Here is a 17156-nt window from a genome sequence, read left to right as displayed (position 1 = left end):
AGACGATCGCCAGCTCTTAAACCTGAGCCGGGCAATACTGCTTCAGAAAAGCCTCGTGGGAAGGCAGAGCCCCCACCGATTGCGCAATTGCGCCGCGCAACTGCTGCAAAAACTGCTGTAACTGTTCGGGCTTCATGGCTTTAGCCATGGGGTGATAGTGCGCCGGCTCAACCCCCTGCCCGAGCATCACCTGCACCCATGAGTCGACACGGAACAATTCACTGTCACCCTGATAGGCCTGGGCATGGTCGCGAAACAGCTGTATGCGCTGGGAGAGACTATCGGGTAGCGACATATCGCGGCAATAGCGCCAAAACGGCGTGTCATCACGCTGGGTGACGTGATAATGCAGGATAATAAAATCGCGGATACCCTCCAGCTCGGCATCGGCGAGCTGATTAAAACGCGCAATCAGTGCGTCGCTGATCCCGTCGAAGGGAAACAGTTGCAGCAAACGGGTAACGCCAATCATCACCAGATGAATACTGGTGGACTCCAATGGCTCGACAAACCCGCTCGAGAGACCAAACGCAATACAGTTTTTGCTCCAGGCCTGTTTACGCCGCCCGGTTTGATAGCGAATTAAGCGCGGGGCGGTTAAGGCATCGCCCTCTAGCCCGTTCATTAGCTCAGCTTCGGCCTCTGCATCGGTCAAATAATCAGCGGCATACACCAGGCCGTTTCCTACCCGGTTTTGCAGCGGGATCTGCCACTGCCAGCCGGCACTGCGGGCAATAGAGCGGGTGTAGGGAACGCAGGCGTGACTTTTGCTCTGCACCGCCAGGGCCCTATTGCAGGGCAGCCAATGGCTCCAGTCTTCAAACCCGGACTGCAAAGTCTGTTCAATTAACAAGGCGCGAAACCCTGTGCAATCGATAAATAAATCGCCGCTTATCTCGCGACCGTCTTCAAGTTGCAGAGAATTAATATAACCGCTGTCAGCATCTTGCACTACGCGATCAATTTTCCCTTCAACTCGGTAGACCCCTGCGCTCTCGCTGATGCGGCGTAAAAAGGTCGCATAAAGCCCTGCGTCCAGATGATAGGCATAGTTCAAACCGCTCGTCGCCCCCTGAGGCAGGGCAAACTTGTTCTCCAGGGCCGCCTGCAGCTCCAGACAATAGTCCCCAAACTCACCGCCAAAACCCAGCTCACGGGCGCGCAGCCAAAAATGGTGAAAGTCCGCAACCCAGGTATCTTTGCCCGTCTCGCCAAACGAGTGCACATATTTGTGCCCCAGAGAGCGCCAGTTTTCAAAGCTGATACCTAGCTTAAAGGTGGCATTGCTGGCGCGCATAAATTCTTGTTCATCAATACGCAGCAAGCGGTGAAAAGTCGGCATCGTGGGAATAGAGGCCTCTCCCACGCCCACTGTGGCGATCGCATCCGATTCCACCAGGGTTATATCCAGCATATCGCCCAACTGGCGCGACAGCGCCGCAGCGGTAACCCAGCCTGCGGTACCACCGCCGGCAATAACCACTTTACGTACGGGTGCAGTCACGGCGCTTACCTCAGCGATTCAAGCGATTGATCAGCCAGGCGCGCAGCTGACGTGCCCGTATATCGTCCAGCGGCGCCAGTTCACCACGGGCGTGTTCGGGGATATGTGCCCGACTTTGCTCCACCTCACCAAATACATAGTAATCAAACACGCTGCGCCAGGCCTCGCGCTCATGCTTGGGGCGATCGCGCAAACTCAGCAACGCGTGCTTGAGCACATTCATGGGTGTCCCCATATAACCGGGCGAGGTGTTCCACCAATAGTTGATCATTACGTTAAAACGATCCAGCCCCTCAACCTGATGCCACCACATGCTGGGGTAGAAAAGCGCATCACCAGGCTCTAAATCTGCCACCTGGGCCACCTCAAGAGCTTGACTGAACCCGGGAAAGCGCTCTAAATCCGGATTAGCGAAGTCCACCAAGCTAATAGCCTGACCACCCGGTGTAGGCTCTAACGGCCCCGGGTATAAATTGGCGATCTGGTCAGGGGGAAATAACGTAAAACGACGCTTGCCCGCCACGCAGCAGGCGATATTGTTGGGCGCGTCGTAATGAGCGGCGACCACTGACGGATTGCCCAACCAAATGCTCGCAAGCGGCGGGTTTTGCTCAAACATTGGGTGCGTAAAAGGTAAATCATTGGCGGCGCGAAACCCGGGCAAACACGCATCGATAGAAGTAGAGCCCACATAGCGAGAAGGCGGTGCATCGTCGTATAAATGGGTTTGAATACTCTCTAACATTTCAGTTAAAGGTACCCGGCGGCGTTCAAAGTTTAGATCTGTCAGCGTCTCGTTATAGCCGTAGCGACCCTTTATCTCGGGGCCCGCCCAGTAGGAACCCACGGTACGACCGTTATAAAAAGACTTGAGGTAGTCCATCGCGCTCTGATGAGAATTAAGCGCGGCCTGTACCATCGGCCACTGGCGGACTAAGCCCTGCAGAATAACCGGTTGTTGCGCGGCCATTAACTCATCAAAGTTAATGGCATCAGGGGTGACGCCAGCCACCACTTTTACTTTTTTATTTATCTCCATCATAGGCGTGTGAGACCTCCCTCGCCCTCCAGCACTTTGCACGCAGCCGTTATGAGCACGTCAGGTATCGATAATAGGTAGGTTGGCCTTAGGCCGCGGCGATTTTCTTTCGCTTTAGCTCGATAAGCGTTTTGATATTGGTCAGCGAGGCTTTCAGCAAAAAGGCGCCCTCAAGAAAACCTGCACGATTTAACTTTGCCAGATTCTCGCCGTCTAGCTGAGCCAGCTTTTCATCGCTGATGGTATAGAAATTGTTAAAATTGTACTGCTCATCGTCGTGAACTTTTATCTCTAAATTCACCTGCTCGATCAGCTCTAACTCTGCCAGCGCGGCATACATAGCCTTGCCATAGCTGAGCCCATCGTGAATACCTTTCAAAATAGTAACCACACGTTCGAGATACGGCGAATTGCCGCCATGCTCGAGAAAAACCGGCTCTCCTTCGGTTTCGTTGACACGAGGATCGTCCAAATCTACATGTATCACCGGCTCTTTACGCACTTCGCCATCAATCTCTTGCTCTTGAAAGCCAATTAAAAAAGGGCCTCGGGCGATAACCCCGGGTACGTAACTGGCGGCCCACTCGCCGTTTTGCAAAAACAGGTTTTCATCGTTAAAACCCAACAGAGCCACCGCCTGAAATTCTCCAGTGTTGCTGTTTTTTTGCAACAAAATGGGATAGTGACGCTGAATATCGGCAAACTCGGTAGGAAAAGTGATGACAGCGCTTTGATTGTCACCGAACTCGGCGCGGTAGCGGGTATCGACTTTTAGATTTTGGTGATTGACATTATTGAGCAGTGCGTGATTAGCCATTGCAAAAATCCACTTGGTTACATTGTTATTGTTAAAAACCAGACATATTGGTTTTTGGCTCTCTTGTGCGGTCATTTAACCACAGTCGTCAGGTGAACTAAAGCGGTGTTACGGCACAAAAGACAGGCATAAAAAAGGCCGCTGACAAGGCAGCGGCCCAAACCCGCATTTCGACAACGAGGTTGTCAAACGGGAGTTATACCCAGATCAATCAAAAGGTATAACGAGCTCCAAGCTGGTAGCGAGGACCCAGCTCTTCCAGATACCAAGGCATATTTTCGGTACGGGCGTGGTGACGTACGTTCTCACCGTTCAAGTTAATACCCTCAAAGAAGATGTTGAAGTTGTCGGTAATGTCATAACCGACGTTCAAATCAATCTGCGAGTAAGCTTCTACGTACACGGGGTTAGAGGAGCCGCCACGGCCAGTTTCATTCAAGAACTCATCGCGCCAGTTGTATGCCAGGCGCACGTCAAAACCGTAGTTCTCGTACATCGCCACCAGGTTGGCCGAATCACTTAAGCCCAACAATGCAAACTGGGTTTCAGTAATCGGCGCGGCATTATCAAATTTCAGATCGCCACGGACCAGGGTGTAGTTAGCCTGAACACCGAAACCTGTTTCACCAAAGAAATGCTGCAGCGCAAATTCCGCACCGTAGATATTGGCGTTGTTTTGGTTTACCGGCTTGTCGGTGAGATAAGTGGTCGGATCATCCGTGTCGTTCGGAATCATGTTGTAACCACTTTCAATATCCACGTAGAAATCCGGATCGGTCAGGCCGGTAGAGGTATCATACTGATAGTCGGCAGCACCATTGGGGAAGTCTTGCGGATTGCTCAAAATAACGGTCATGGCATAGAGCGAATCATTGTTCACCGCTGCGCCCAGATCTTGCAGTGCGGCCAATGCCGCCTGAGCACGTGCACCGCTAGTGACGTTGCGCATACCAAAGAACTCTTGTTCAACTTTTTCGATACCCACAAAGTTTTTAACACGCTTATCGAAAACACCCACAGAGGCGTAACTACTGTCGGCGTAGTACCACTCCACAGATATATCGACGTTATCCGACTCCAGTGGTTTCAGCTCGGGGTTGTTGGACTCCGCCTGGGGTACAGCGCCCAGCAGGGTTGAACCACCATCCATGCCAAAACCGCCAGACGAGGCCGCCAGGTTGCCGTAACCGGCACGAGCAATGGTTTTACTGTAGGAGATGCGCCCCACCAGATCATCGGTAAAGTTAATGTTGAAATCGACGCTAGGCAGCAAGTGATCGTAACTGGCGTCAACAGTCACCGGCATAATTTCGTCAGTTTGCCGCAAGGTGAAGTCGTTGTTGCCGTTCCACTCAAAGTACTGCGGCACACGCATTTGGCTGGATGAAGTCACGTCTGTGTCTTCGTAGCGTAAACCCACCAACAGGTTGGTACCCATATCCCCCAGGCTACCCGAGGTTTCGAATTCCACGTACAACGCATTGATATCTTCTTCGATGGTGTTGTTGGTGGTAAACAGTGGCTCAATCATGTACTGATAGCTGGGGTCGCCAGTAGAGCTCGCGTACTGATTGATCATGGTTTCTGCCAGCCCCGGAATATCAGTGGAGCGGAAGCCAACAATTTCACCTACGTCGTAATCGTCAAATTGACAGGTCAGGCAAAACTCTTCCATGTAACCCTCGGGAATTTCACCCGGGTTATTTACGCCCCAGTTACCCAATGTCATCTGGCGGTTAGAGTTTTGCTGGGTCATGGACACCGAGCGGCTATCGACACCAAAGCTGATGCGGCCGTCGTCAAAATCAAAAGTACCTTCCAGCTGAATCTGATCAACATCGGTGGTTTGGCCTGCATACCAAATACGCGCCACCTGAGTACCTAAATCTCCAGCATCAAACACACCATTGTTATTGCCGCGTGAATCGTTAATGGTGTAACTGGCCGAGGGCAAATCACCGCTGTAATCTACGGTTTGGCTGGCGCCTACAGGGCCCGCAACACTAATGGCAATCTCACCGGCTCCGCCTGCGGGGCCTGTGGGCAAGCTTTCCATAGTGGAGTCGTGGGCATCCAGAGTCAGATTAAAGGAATCGGTAATCTGCCAATCCACATTAATACCAGCAGACTCCAGGGTATTGGTCTGCTCGCGCCACTGTTGCTCAAAGCCCATATCTTTAGAGTTCAGCAGGCCTTCGGAATAAATAACCGGCGCCGCCACTAAACCATCATCAAATTCAATGCGCTGAACGTTACCGCCGTTGTTGTACCAGAAGGTTTGCTCGTGACGGTTTTCCTGTAAGTAGTTTTCCGCGTAGGTGTAGTCACCGGTGATGGTCAGAGCGTCCATGGGGCGGAACTGCAAAGTCAACTGAGCGTTGGTGCGCTCGCGATGGCGATCAGAAAAGCTGTAGCGGATGTCATTGGGGCGGGTGTACATTTGCCCATCTTCGGGTGCATTTTCAATCACACCATCTGGCGCCATTGAGTACAGTAAATCGCCTTCACCCCAAGTGCGAATATTCCACTCGTTAGAGGCAAAACCTGCAGAAGCGGAGTCACGCTCCTGATAGCTGGCGCTCAGAGCTACACCAAACATTTCACTGTCGTCGGTCCAGCTAACCAAACCGGACAGTTCTGGAGTCACATCTTCGCCGTGAACATTAGTGCTATCGTATACGGCCTTCGCGCCAACGGTGGCGTTCAGACCTGGGTTATCCAGAGGACGGCGGGTGTTAATATCGATGGTACCGCCAATACCGCCCGAGCTGATGCTGGCGCGACCGGTCTTGTAGACGTCAACACCGCCCACACTTTCAGAGGCAAGGTTAGAGAAGTCGAATGCCCGCGAGCCACCACCTAAGGTGTTACCGGCACCACTACCGCCACCAAAGGCGGTGCCGCCCGGCATTTGGCGACCGTTTAACAGCACCATATTATTGTCGCTGCCGAAACCACGAATGGTTACCTCGGCGCCCTCACCGTTGCGACGATCAATAGATACACCGGTAATACGCTGCAAGGATTCGGCGAGGTTGGAGTCGGGAAATTTACCGATATCTTCCGCCGAAATGGCATCCACCACACCGGCCGAATCGCGTTTAACATCCATAGCGCGATCCAGTGACGCGCGTATGCCTGTTACCACCACCTCTTCAAGCATGTCGGTGCCCTGGGCAAATGTCGGCGCAACAAAGCCCGACATAGCACAAGAGGCGACCGCCGAAGCAATCAACTTGCGTTTGAAGTTGGATTTACTGTTATACATGAGCTCTCCTTTCTTAGACTTGGCATTATTTTTAGCTTTATACCCGGGCCAACCTTGACGCTTGCTGCGCCCAGGCAAATCCCATTTTCAGTTAGCGCTGAAAACAAGATGTCCATCGTCGAAGGAAACGCACACCGCGCTTATATTCTTATCGGCTGTAAGAGGCGCTCCCCTAAGACCAAACAGTTAGTCTTGTCGACTTTATGCTTGTGGTCAACTTGACCTTTTGACTGAGTCTACGCCAACCCAAAACACATAGCAAGCATAAATTTGCGATAAGCTTTGAAAAGAAAACAAAAGAATTTCTAGCAAGATCGCAAATGAGCGGCAGATCTCGCCAAAGGAGTAAAAAGCGGTAAGCTAAACGTGGAAGCGCCCAAAAAAATCGGGCGCGACGGGAAAAATGCTATTGCGGCTCGCAGTAGGATTGTAAAAAATTCTGATGAGTGGGCAGCTGAGCCACCATCTGCTGCACTGATTGACGCACCTTGGCCATCTGCGCGGCAAAATCTGCCTGCGGCATAATGTCGGCCGCCGGATGGTAATGACGCGGCATAACCCCCTGCCCCAGCATCACCTGATTCCAGGAGTTAACTGTAAACAGCTCATCGCTATCCCAGTAAATTCTTCCTGAATCTCGGTAAATATCCAGCCGGTCTTGCAAGGAATCCGGCACCTGCATTTGCTGGCAGTAACGCCAAAAATCGCTGTCAGTGCGCCGGGTTTGCTTGTAATGCAAAAGCACAAAATCACGCACCGCCGCCAGCTCTTTGTCCGTCGCGCGGTTATAGGTCTCAATATCCTGCGCGCACAGGCCGGTTAAAGGCAGCATACGCATCAGGCGAATAACCGCCGAGGACACCAAATGAATACTGGTAGATTCTAAAGGCTCTATAAATCCGCTGGCCAGGCCCAGAGCGACGCAGTTTTTCACCCAGGTTTTGCGCCGTTTTCCGGGGCGAAAGCGAATAACCCGCGGATCGTTTAAGGGCTTACCGACAACGTTTTGCAACAGCGTGTCGGTGGCCTCGGTATCACCAATAGCACCCGAGGCAAAAACAAAACCATTACCAACCCTGTGCTGCAGCGGAATCCGCCACTGCCAGCCGCTTTCGCGCGCGATTGAACGGGTAAAGGGAGGCAACTCACCCGTAGACTCAGTTTGGACGGCCACCGCGCTATCGCATAAAAACTGGTGAGACCAATCTTCATAACCCGCATGGAGCGTCTGCTCAATTAAAAGGCCGCGAAAACCAGTGCAATCGATAAATAAATCGCCATCTATCAACTGCCCATCGGCCATTTGCAAAGCTTCAATATTACCGCTATTCGGCTCCAGCTTAACCGTTTGAATTTTTCCCTCAATACGCGTGACACCGCGAGACTCACTCACACGGCGCAAATACTTTGCGTAAAGTCCCGCATCCAGATGATAGGCAAACCCCAACCGTGGGTTTTTAGTAATCGCAAACTTACCGGCGCGAGCGGCCTGGGTTTCAGGGGAATAATCCGCGTAGGAGAACTGACCGCCGTTAAGACGCTCGCGCAGCCAAAAATGCTGAAACTGGCCAGCCCAAAAATCGCGCCCCGTTTCACCGAAAGAGTGAAAATAGCTTTCGCCAATCGCGCCCCAATTTTCAAACTCAATACCCAGCTTAAAAGTGGCATTGGTTGCGCGCATAAACTCCTGTTCAGGCAACTGCAATAACAAATGAAAAGTCTGCATGGTGGGAATGGTTGCCTCACCTACACCCACGGTGGGAATGTTCTCTGATTCAACCAGCACTACATTCAAATAATGCCCCAGCTGCGACGCCAAGGCGCAAGCGGTCATCCAGCCGGCCGTGCCACCTCCGGCTACTACTACTTTATTAATCGCCTGCTGGCTCAACGCCCACCCCCTTTACACTTTACTCAAACCAAACTGCGCCACCGTATCCAGCAGCTTACGATTACTGGGCATGGCCTTTTGATAATTGTGAAATTTTTTCTGCTCTTCCTGCATCAGCTGGCGCGCTCTTTCGCCATCAAACCTGCGCACTGGAGCGTTTTCTCCGCAAAATCCCATGCCGTAAAGCACATAGGCGTAGCTGGCAGCGGGAAAGAGCTCTTCAACCTGTAAAAAATCTCGCACATAGGGAGGCCTGCTCCGCCACAACTCAAGCTTTTCAGCAAGCTCACCCGGAATACTTTGCGCTTGTACCACATCGCACCAGTAATCGCTGTCACGCCTTTGCGAGAGCACATAGTGCAACTTCAAAAACTCCACTATTCTCTGCCAGCGATAGGTGAATACCTGGTTGAACTTGCGCGCCACTATTTCCATTTGGGTACGGTTTTGCGGCAGCTCATCTCTAATCATCGCCGCGGAAAGCTCCACCAGTGCCAATGCCGAAGCCTCCAAGGGTTCAATAAAACCGGCAGACATACCCACAGCGACACAGTTTTTGTGCCAGAACTTTTCCCGGTGTCCGGGGCGAATGTTAAATTTTCGCACCGAGATGTCCTGCTCGGGCACATGCGGCGCTGTCTCTTGGGCGTAGCGGCGCAAACATGCCTCAGCGCTGTCAGCATCGGCATGAGCGCTCGAATACACATAGCCCACACCGCGCCGACTGGATAGACCAATATCCCAAATCCAACCACACTGCTGCGCCGTTCCGATAGTTGCACTGGCAATCGGCGCCTGATCGTTAGCGTAAGGGAGTTGTGCCGCCAGGGCGGTATCGTTTATCGAGTAACGCGCGCACTCCACAAAGCCGACGCCAAGTTGCTCACCGAGCAGCAGGCTACGCCCGCCACTGCAATCGATAAACAAGTCGGCTTCCAATTTACCACGGTGCTGCGTCACCACAGCGTCTATATCACCGTTACCGCCCTGCTCTACCGCTACCACATGATCCAGAACATGCTTAACTTGCAATGTGCCTATGCAATGGCGCTGCAACAGAGCACTGAATTTACCCGCATCCAAATGGTAGCCATAGTTCAGCGCGCCGGCATACTCAGGCACAGTAATCGTTTTAGGGGCTAAACCCAGCTCACAAATACGACTCTGTACTCCTGCCACCTGATCAAACGAGCGTCCATCACTGTCGCGCCAAAGCGTGTGGTAATCCAACTCGTTAAACGCGGTAGGCAACGAAAAAGGATGATAGTAGAAATCGTCCGACGCACCGGTACGCCAGCCAACAAATTTAGAACCCTGCTTAAAGGAGGCAGAGCATTCGCGCAAAAAATCAGTCTCGCGAATCCCCATGCGTTTGAGTGTGGAGCGCATGGTGGGCCAAGTACCCTCACCAACCCCCAGGGGACTGACATCGGGGGATTCAACCAGAGTAATTTCCAGCCCGGCGGTGAACTCAGCCGCTAAAATACCGGCGCACAACCAACCGGCTGTTCCGCCGCCGACAATTACTATTTTTTTCGTCATATTTTACGTCTTAGATGGCGAGTATTATTGTTAGCTAAGGCATTCTCCCATAAAAAAAGCCGCTGTTTCCAGCGGCTTACAACGAAGATAAAGCAATAATTTCTTAGAAGGTGTAACGCGCCCCTAGAGCATAACGTGCACCCAAGTCTTCCAAGCTAAACATCTGGCGTTCAGAACGGCCATACAGACGAGAATCTTCGCCAGTCACGTTCAAGCCTTCCGCTGTCACAGTAAAGTTGTCAGTGATGTCGTAACCCAGGCTAAAGTCGATTTGCGAGTACTCGTCCACATAACCCGGGGCATTGTTACCACCCTGAGCCAGGCTGGTCAGGTACTTGTCACGCCAGTTATAAGTCACCCGAGCACGGAAGCGGTCTTTATCGTAAATCAGCGCCAGGTTAGAGGTATCGCTTACACCCAACATCGCGAACTGTTCCACTTGACTCGTATTGTCAACTGTCAAGTCAGAATCCACTAAGGTGTAGTTGGCCTGAACACCAAACCCGCTTTCACCGAAGAAGTGCTGTATCGACAGCTCGGCACCGGTGATGGTGTCGTCCTGGAAGTTGCTCGGAATAGACTTATCCCACATTTGAATCGGGTCAGTGCTATTTGCCAAGATCGACGTGGACTCATCGTTAGGGTCCAAGCCTTCGTTAATCAGCATCATATCGTGCTGATGAGCTTCGCTATTGGGGTTCCACAAGTTGCCATCGCGAGCGAGTTCACCATTTGCACGACGCTCTTCGATATCGGCAATTGCCTGCTCAAAGCGTTCGCCCATGCGAGGATCACGCAGACCGAAAACTTCGTCTTGCACCACAGTGGTACCGATAAAGTCAGACACCTCCTTCTGGAACACCGCAACCGACATATAGCTGGAATCACCGTAGTACCACTCCACCGACAGATCGATATTTTGCGACTCGAGCGGTGTCAGCATCGGGTTACCACCACCGGCCTGCTTAAGATACTGGTTATCAACAGTATCAACGGCACGGAGATTATTGTACGAAGGTCGGGCAATAGTGACGTTATACGAGGCGCGCAGCTTCAAATCTTGCATCAAGGTGATATCAAAATCGATATTAGGCAAGAAATTATCGTAACTGTTGGACTCAGTCACAGTGGTCGATAAACCGCCACCATAAACGAGCGACCAGTCATTATCGCCATCCCAGCTCTGGTTGACCGGTGCAGTAACCACGGCCATGGAGGTCAAGTCAGTTTCTTCGTACCGCAAACCCAACACCAAGTTTGACTCTAATCCACCCAAGTCAAAACCACCATGGAACTGTACGTAAGCGGCCTGAACCTCTTCCACAATCGTGCGATCGGTAGCAATCACATTAGTGGGCTCAACTTTGCCATTAGGGAAGTTGTTAAAGTTATCCGGGGTTAACTGCGTATCGCGGTTTTTCCAGTGCTCACCGTCGGCATCGAGCGCGGTCACCCAATAGTAGCTTTCCACGTTTTCCACTTCATCAGGAGTTGATGGATCGTCTACCGTGGTGGGATCATCGCCGTTAATGCGAATACGGGTTTGCGCGTTGGCATAAGCGGTTTCAATGGAACGCTTAATAGAGTTGAAATCGCCGTCCAGACCATAATCCAGAAACTTCGGATCACTAGTAGCATCATCAAAGCTCGGGAAGCCTTCGCCGAAATCGCGCGGAGAAAAGTAAGTGGCCCAATCACTGCCAAACACATCAGGATCAACGCCGCCCCAGTTACCCATGGTGACGCGCGGGGTCTCGCCGGTATTCACGATGGTTTCATTGGTATCTTTGCGATCTTCGACACCGAAGGAAATATCAAAGGCCTCAAAGAACGCAAAACCGCCCAGGTCTAGATCACCGTCAATCTTCAGCTGCTGAATGTTGGTCTCGGTGCGGTCCCAGCGCGCAGCCCCCATAGCAGAGCTGACATCACCACCATCGAGAACACCGTTGTTGTTACCTTTGTCTTCACGCGAATCATCGAAGGTAATACCCATAACCGGTAAATCAGTGCGCCAGTCAGAGTACTCAGAGGTTACAATATTAGCGTTCAAACCCAGCTCGGTTTGATCGGTACTGTTACGCGCGGTTGAGTCATGATAATCCAGCACCAAACTGAAGTTTTCGGTCACGTCCCACTCAAGATTGATACCGGCAGACTCCATTTTGCTGGTTCCCTGATAATCCTGCTGCGCAAAAGAGACATCTTTGCCCGCCTGCACATCGTAGGTCTCAGAGTAAACAACCGGCGTAGCAATCTCGGCACCCTGATCAAACTGCAGCGCGGAAATAGCGCTTTCGTTATACCAGGTCGATTGCTGTGAACGGGTCGCCTCCAAATCATATTCAGTGTACGTGTAATCAACCGTCGCAGTCAGAGTGTCCACCGGACGAAACTGCATGGTCAACTGACCATTAGTACGTTCGCGGTGGTTATCTTCCAGAGCAAAGCGCAAGTCAGTTGGAATTGCATACATATCACCCGGAGACAAAGGATTGGTAATTTCCGCACCTTCCGGAGTATCGCCATGGGTACCATCGGCGGCCACTTCACGCAATTGCCAATTGTTCACAAAAGCATTGGAACGTACGTTGTCGCGCTCCTGATAGGCGGCGCTTAAGGCGACACCAAAAGTGCTTTCATCATTGGCCCAAGAAAAAATACCCGAAAGTTCAGGGGTCACTTCGCGACCGTCACCGCCGCGGTTGATAGTGGTATCGTGTACAGCCTTCACCGCCGCTGAAGCTTTTATATCACCCACATCTAATGGACGAACGGTATTTAAGTTAATAGTTGCGCCCAAACCACCGCCGGAAAAGTCGGCGCGAGAGGTTTTGTAAATTTCAACTCCACTCACGCTCTCAGCCGCCAGCGAGGCGAAGTCAAAAGCGCGGCTGGAGCGATCGCCCGCACCGCCGTCATTCGTCACCGCAGGCATATTACGACCGTTCAGGGTTACCATATTCATGGCCGGATCAATACCGCGAACGGTAACTCGCGCACCTTCGCCATTAGTACGGGTAATAGACACACCAGCGATGCGCTGCAGCGATTCTGCAAGGTTGGCATCGGGCATTTTACCTATGTCTTCGGCCGAGATCGCATCCACCACGCCCGTGGTATCTCGCTTGATATCCATGGCGCGATCCAAAGATGCACGAATACCAGTAACCACGACCTCTTCCAACTGTTCCTGAGCCTGGGCCATATGCCCCAGGCTCATCAATGCGCTGGACGCGACCGCCGATGCGATCAGTTTTTTCTTGAAGTTAGATTTTCTATACATGGAGCTCTCCTTTTATTATCGTCAGGAAGATTAATCCGTCTTTAACCTGCCAACATTTTATTGTTATGGGCTGCAAAAAATGTCGGTCAGTCATTCGCTTACTTATTTTTGTAAAACGAATTTTTACTGCAGTTTTTACGGCAATTTTATCGATTGTTTTCCTCTTCACCGCGACTGTTTTGGTTGGGCATTTGTAGCGTGCTCCGCGGTGACTTAGCCGAAGAATTTACGGCAAGCGAAATCGCTATTCAATAGCCAAAACTGAAGCTGCCAAAATGTAACCGGTTACCACCATCCATGTTAACCATAACGGATATCGACAACGCGTTTTGCGTTGTGAGAAGAGAAATCCCTTACCTAAGGTCAAAATTAACCGCACCAAATTCGGGCAAAGCACAAAAAAGGCGCTGATAAAACAAACAAAAAAAATATAAGTTATTGTTTTTTCGGAATTTAAAAGGAAAAAGCTTTAACTTGCTCGAGCAACCGCAACTATGGAAGAAGCTTTTATGTATGGTTGCGCTAACACACCGTAAGCATGGCTTAAGGAATGACTTTAGGCGCATAAAACTTTTTTAAAAAAAATTAATGTTATCGCTATCAAATAGACTCGAATTAGCCATTTCAGAGTCCGCAACTCTACCGACGAGCTGCACCCCGCGAAAACTCTAGGGGTTAGGGAACTCAATTGCACGACAACGGTCTGCAACCAAGCATGTAACCGATTACCTTATTGACAGCGGTGTCAAAAATGTAAATTTATCGGCCAAAAAACAGCCGATTTGTGTGGTTTTGGGTGCATTTTTAATAGTCAAAAAGACCATTAAGAGAGGGAAATAAAAGAGTAGAAATTGGTCAGTGAAAGGCAAAAGAGATTAACAAAACCCCGAAAAAATAAGCGGGGTTTTTATCGTAAAATCAGTTCACAAATAACTGTAGGTAAAAGTGCTAAACGCAGCAAAAGCTAGCGACTTGTTTGAAAGCCTGCCAAGTACTCGTCCAGCTCTTCCATGCTGGCAAACACGCTCAAATCCGGCAGGGCTTTCACTATTTCAAATACCTTTTTCACCCCGGGTTGCATATGTGAAACCGCAACTCTGCCGCCGCGTGATTTTAGTTTTTTCACGGTGGCAAAAAATACCCGAAGCCCCGCAGAGCTAATGTAGTTTAAATGCTGTAAGTCAAAAGCCACTAGGTGGGTATCCGGGCCTACAGTTTCGATCAGGCTTTGTTCTAGCTGCGGCGCCGTTTCACTGTCCAGAGATCCCGCTAACGCAAGTTTTAACGAGGTTTCTGAGTGTTCCAGAATATCTATTTGCAAAGTCATAGTTTTTACCCAATTTACTGCGGTATAGGCAGAGTTAGTAACAATCTATTGTATTCTCTTTCCCGCCAATAGTGTTGCCGGGCGGTCAACGTCAGTATCAGCTCTATTCCCAGGCCGCCTATTTCGCGCTGCTCAATCGGTAAATCAAGATTCGGGCGTTCGTTTTTCAGGGGGTTAAAGGGGCTGCCATCATCGCGGCACAGCAACTCAATAGTCTCGTTTTCGCGTTGCAACTCGATATTCAAAAAGCTACCGCCGCCGTATTTAAGCAAGTTACTCAATAGCTCATCGACAATAACCATAATGTCCGAAACCAGTGCCTCGGGTAGCTCACCAGCCTCTACCAGCGCTGCGAGCCGAGCAGAGAGGTCATCCAGCTCGCGGGGCCTGTATAGTCGATATTGCAACAAAGTCTGTGGCACTAGTCCCTACCCAAGATCATTAACGTGATGTCGTCGGACTGGACGGCGCCTGCGGCAAAAGCGTGAACGGCGGCTAAAATGTGCTCTCCGCGCGTACGCACCGAACTTTCCGCCCCCTCTTCAATTAGCGTGCTAATTAATCGCTCTTCCGAGAATTCTTCTTTATTGGCATTAAACGCCTCGGTGATGCCGTCGGTGTAAACACACAACTGCTCGCCAGAGCCGAGCACCAAGCTCTGATTATGATAGTCGCCGCCATCAAAAACGCCGATCGCAGCTCCTGAGTCCAGGCTAACAAACTCCGCCTGAGCACCGCGAATAATAACAGGAGGATTGTGTCCCGCGCTGGCAAATACCAGCTCGCCTGTAGCAGGCGAGTAAAAGCCACAGAAAAGCGTAATGAACATGCACGAGTCATTACCTTTTACAAGTTCGTGATTTAGCTCGGATAACAACACCGCTGGAGATGCTGCCCGTGGCGCCAGCATTTTTGCCAAGGCTACAGCCCGCGACATAAACAGCGCCGCCGGCATGCCTTTATCGGAGACATCGCCTACGGCTATAAAATAGCGGCCGTCTTGCAGAGCTAGCATTTCGTATAAATCGCCACCGACGGCGCGGGCAGGCTTCAAGCAGGCATAGAGGCTGTCACCCCCCACGCTGACCGTTAACTCGCCACCGCCGGGCACCAGATCCATTTGAATTCTTCGCGCAATATCCAGTTCGCTTTCAAGCTTCTGCCGCGCCGCGGTAGCCTGAGCTAGATCGTCAATATAATGGTGCAAAGCGGTATTCAAGGCCCCCACCTCATCATTGCTGCGCGCCGGCGGCAATTCGAGTTTTGTACCAGTTTCATCGGCCTCGGCGATTGCCGCATAAAGCTCGCGAATAGGCCGGGTAATACCACTTGCCAGCCACCACACCAAAGGCACCAATAAAATTAACAGAACCAATGAAACCAACAGCACCTGATCGCGAAGCGCCCTGAAATCAGCCAGCAGCTCGACCTCAGGAACGGCAATAACCAGCTCCATATCCGCACCCGCCCCCAGAGGTATTCTCTGGCGATGAACCAGCCAACCCTCGGCTTTTTTACCTAGGCGTAAACCGCTGAACGGCGCCACGTTAATATTCGCCAATAATTGTTGCGTATCTGCTGAACGTGAGTCGGGCAACTCAACCGTGGCGGCGATAACTTCACCGTCCTGATGCAGTAAAAGCTCGGTGCCCGGAGTTACCCGCTGGCGCGCGAGGTAGCGAGTCACATCGGTAAGCGCTATATCAGTAGCGACAACCGCAGCAGAGCCCCGCGCCTGCTGCGCCACGGTCACCCCCATAGTGCGCAAAAAATAGAAAAAATACGGTGGCGTGGTTATTGGCGCGGCACTGGCCACAGACTCTATATACCAGGGCCTCTGTCTGGGGTCGAAGCCGGTATCGTCAATATTTACCTCGCCAATGAGGCCTAAATTCTGATCGTAAAATTGCCGCAGTGGCGGCCGACGCCTATCACCCAACATAAAATCCACTGAAAACGCGGCGGCTGTTGGAGCCTGCATACGCTCGCGAACCGACGGCGCGCGCAGCTGCCGCACACTAAAATAATCCCCATTGGCAAAGCCGACCATTATGGCCACCGCTTGCGTATGCTCGCGCAATAAATCCACTACTAGAGGCAAGCTCTGCAAGTGCTCCTGAAAACTCTCGCCGGCGGCTAGGCGACTATCGGCCAGCAACAAAGTCATCTGCGTGACAGGCTGATAAGTTGACTCTACATCTGAGGTTATTTCCCGGGCGGCGGAAGAAAACAGGCTGTTACTCACAACCTTAAGCATGGAACTTGTAGCCACATAGCTTAAAGCAGCCAATAGCAACCAGACCACAGTGACAACAACTAAGCTTACCAAAGCTATTTTGCCGCGAATTGACAAGCCTTTTCGATTTCCTTTCACTCAGTTGTATCCTCAGTCACTGCGGACGGTGTTAAAACTATGACATAGCCTCTGACTAAAAAACAGCGTGCCTGAGCTGCAGAGATAGCGTAATGTTAATTTTGTGAC

General features: G+C 51.3%; 10 protein-coding genes. All 10 read right to left on the bottom strand.

The window, feature by feature from the left end:
• Window positions 1–16: 16 nt before the first annotated feature.
• Entirely contained in the window at window positions 17–1504 is a 1488-nt protein-coding gene (locus NHM04_RS00475; protein WP_254265098.1) for a tryptophan halogenase family protein, read from the bottom strand.
• Between the two features lie 10 nt (window positions 1505–1514).
• On the bottom strand, window positions 1515–2546 hold the full coding sequence (locus tag NHM04_RS00470) for a cupin-like domain-containing protein (RefSeq protein ID WP_254265097.1): 1032 nt from the start codon (window positions 2544–2546) through the stop codon (window positions 1515–1517).
• 85 nt (window positions 2547–2631) lie between these two features.
• Window positions 2632–3360: a SapC family protein gene (locus NHM04_RS00465; protein WP_254265096.1), complete on the bottom strand. Its 729-nt coding sequence runs from the start codon at window positions 3358–3360 to the stop codon at window positions 2632–2634.
• A 211-nt stretch (window positions 3361–3571) separates the two neighbouring features.
• Entirely contained in the window at window positions 3572–6628 is a 3057-nt protein-coding gene (locus NHM04_RS00460; protein ID WP_254265095.1) for a TonB-dependent receptor, read from the bottom strand.
• Window positions 6629–7034: 406 nt separating this feature from the next.
• A complete protein-coding gene (locus NHM04_RS00455; RefSeq protein ID WP_254265094.1) occupies window positions 7035–8519 on the bottom strand; it encodes a tryptophan halogenase family protein in 1485 nt (494 codons plus the stop codon).
• Window positions 8520–8531: 12 nt separating this feature from the next.
• Window positions 8532–10061, bottom strand: a complete 1530-nt coding sequence (locus tag NHM04_RS00450; protein ID WP_254265093.1) for a tryptophan halogenase family protein — start codon at window positions 10059–10061, stop codon at window positions 8532–8534.
• 103 nt (window positions 10062–10164) lie between these two features.
• Window positions 10165–13347 carry a TonB-dependent receptor gene (locus tag NHM04_RS00445; protein ID WP_254265092.1) on the bottom strand — a complete coding sequence of 1061 codons (3183 nt, stop codon included), beginning with the start codon at window positions 13345–13347 and terminating at the stop codon, window positions 10165–10167.
• Between the two features lie 964 nt (window positions 13348–14311).
• On the bottom strand, window positions 14312–14674 hold the full coding sequence (locus NHM04_RS00440; RefSeq protein ID WP_254265091.1) for an STAS domain-containing protein: 363 nt from the start codon (window positions 14672–14674) through the stop codon (window positions 14312–14314).
• 14 nt (window positions 14675–14688) lie between these two features.
• Window positions 14689–15081 carry an ATP-binding protein gene (locus NHM04_RS00435; protein WP_254265090.1) on the bottom strand — a complete coding sequence of 131 codons (393 nt, stop codon included), beginning with the start codon at window positions 15079–15081 and terminating at the stop codon, window positions 14689–14691.
• Between the two features lie 14 nt (window positions 15082–15095).
• Window positions 15096–17048 (bottom strand): SpoIIE family protein phosphatase, encoded by a 1953-nt coding sequence (locus tag NHM04_RS00430; protein ID WP_254265089.1) that lies wholly within the window; start codon window positions 17046–17048, stop codon window positions 15096–15098.
• Window positions 17049–17156: the final 108 nt, after the last annotated feature.

This window comes from Gilvimarinus sp. DA14 (assembly GCF_024204685.1).
Taxonomy (GTDB): domain Bacteria; phylum Pseudomonadota; class Gammaproteobacteria; order Pseudomonadales; family Cellvibrionaceae; genus Gilvimarinus.
The sequence above is the reverse complement of the archived record's forward strand: the minus strand, read 5'-3'. Positions and strand labels throughout refer to the sequence as shown.

Coding starts and splice junctions, on each gene's coding strand:
- NHM04_RS00470 (WP_254265097.1), bottom strand. CDS start 2,546: ATGATGGAGATAAATAAAAAAGTAAAAGTGGTGGCTGGCGTCACCCCT.
- NHM04_RS00465 (WP_254265096.1), bottom strand. CDS start 3,360: ATGGCTAATCACGCACTGCTCAATAATGTCAATCACCAAAATCTAAAA.
- NHM04_RS00460 (WP_254265095.1), bottom strand. CDS start 6,628: ATGTATAACAGTAAATCCAACTTCAAACGCAAGTTGATTGCTTCGGCG.
- NHM04_RS00450 (WP_254265093.1), bottom strand. CDS start 10,061: ATGACGAAAAAAATAGTAATTGTCGGCGGCGGAACAGCCGGTTGGTTG.
- NHM04_RS00445 (WP_254265092.1), bottom strand. CDS start 13,347: ATGTATAGAAAATCTAACTTCAAGAAAAAACTGATCGCATCGGCGGTC.
- NHM04_RS00440 (WP_254265091.1), bottom strand. CDS start 14,674: ATGACTTTGCAAATAGATATTCTGGAACACTCAGAAACCTCGTTAAAA.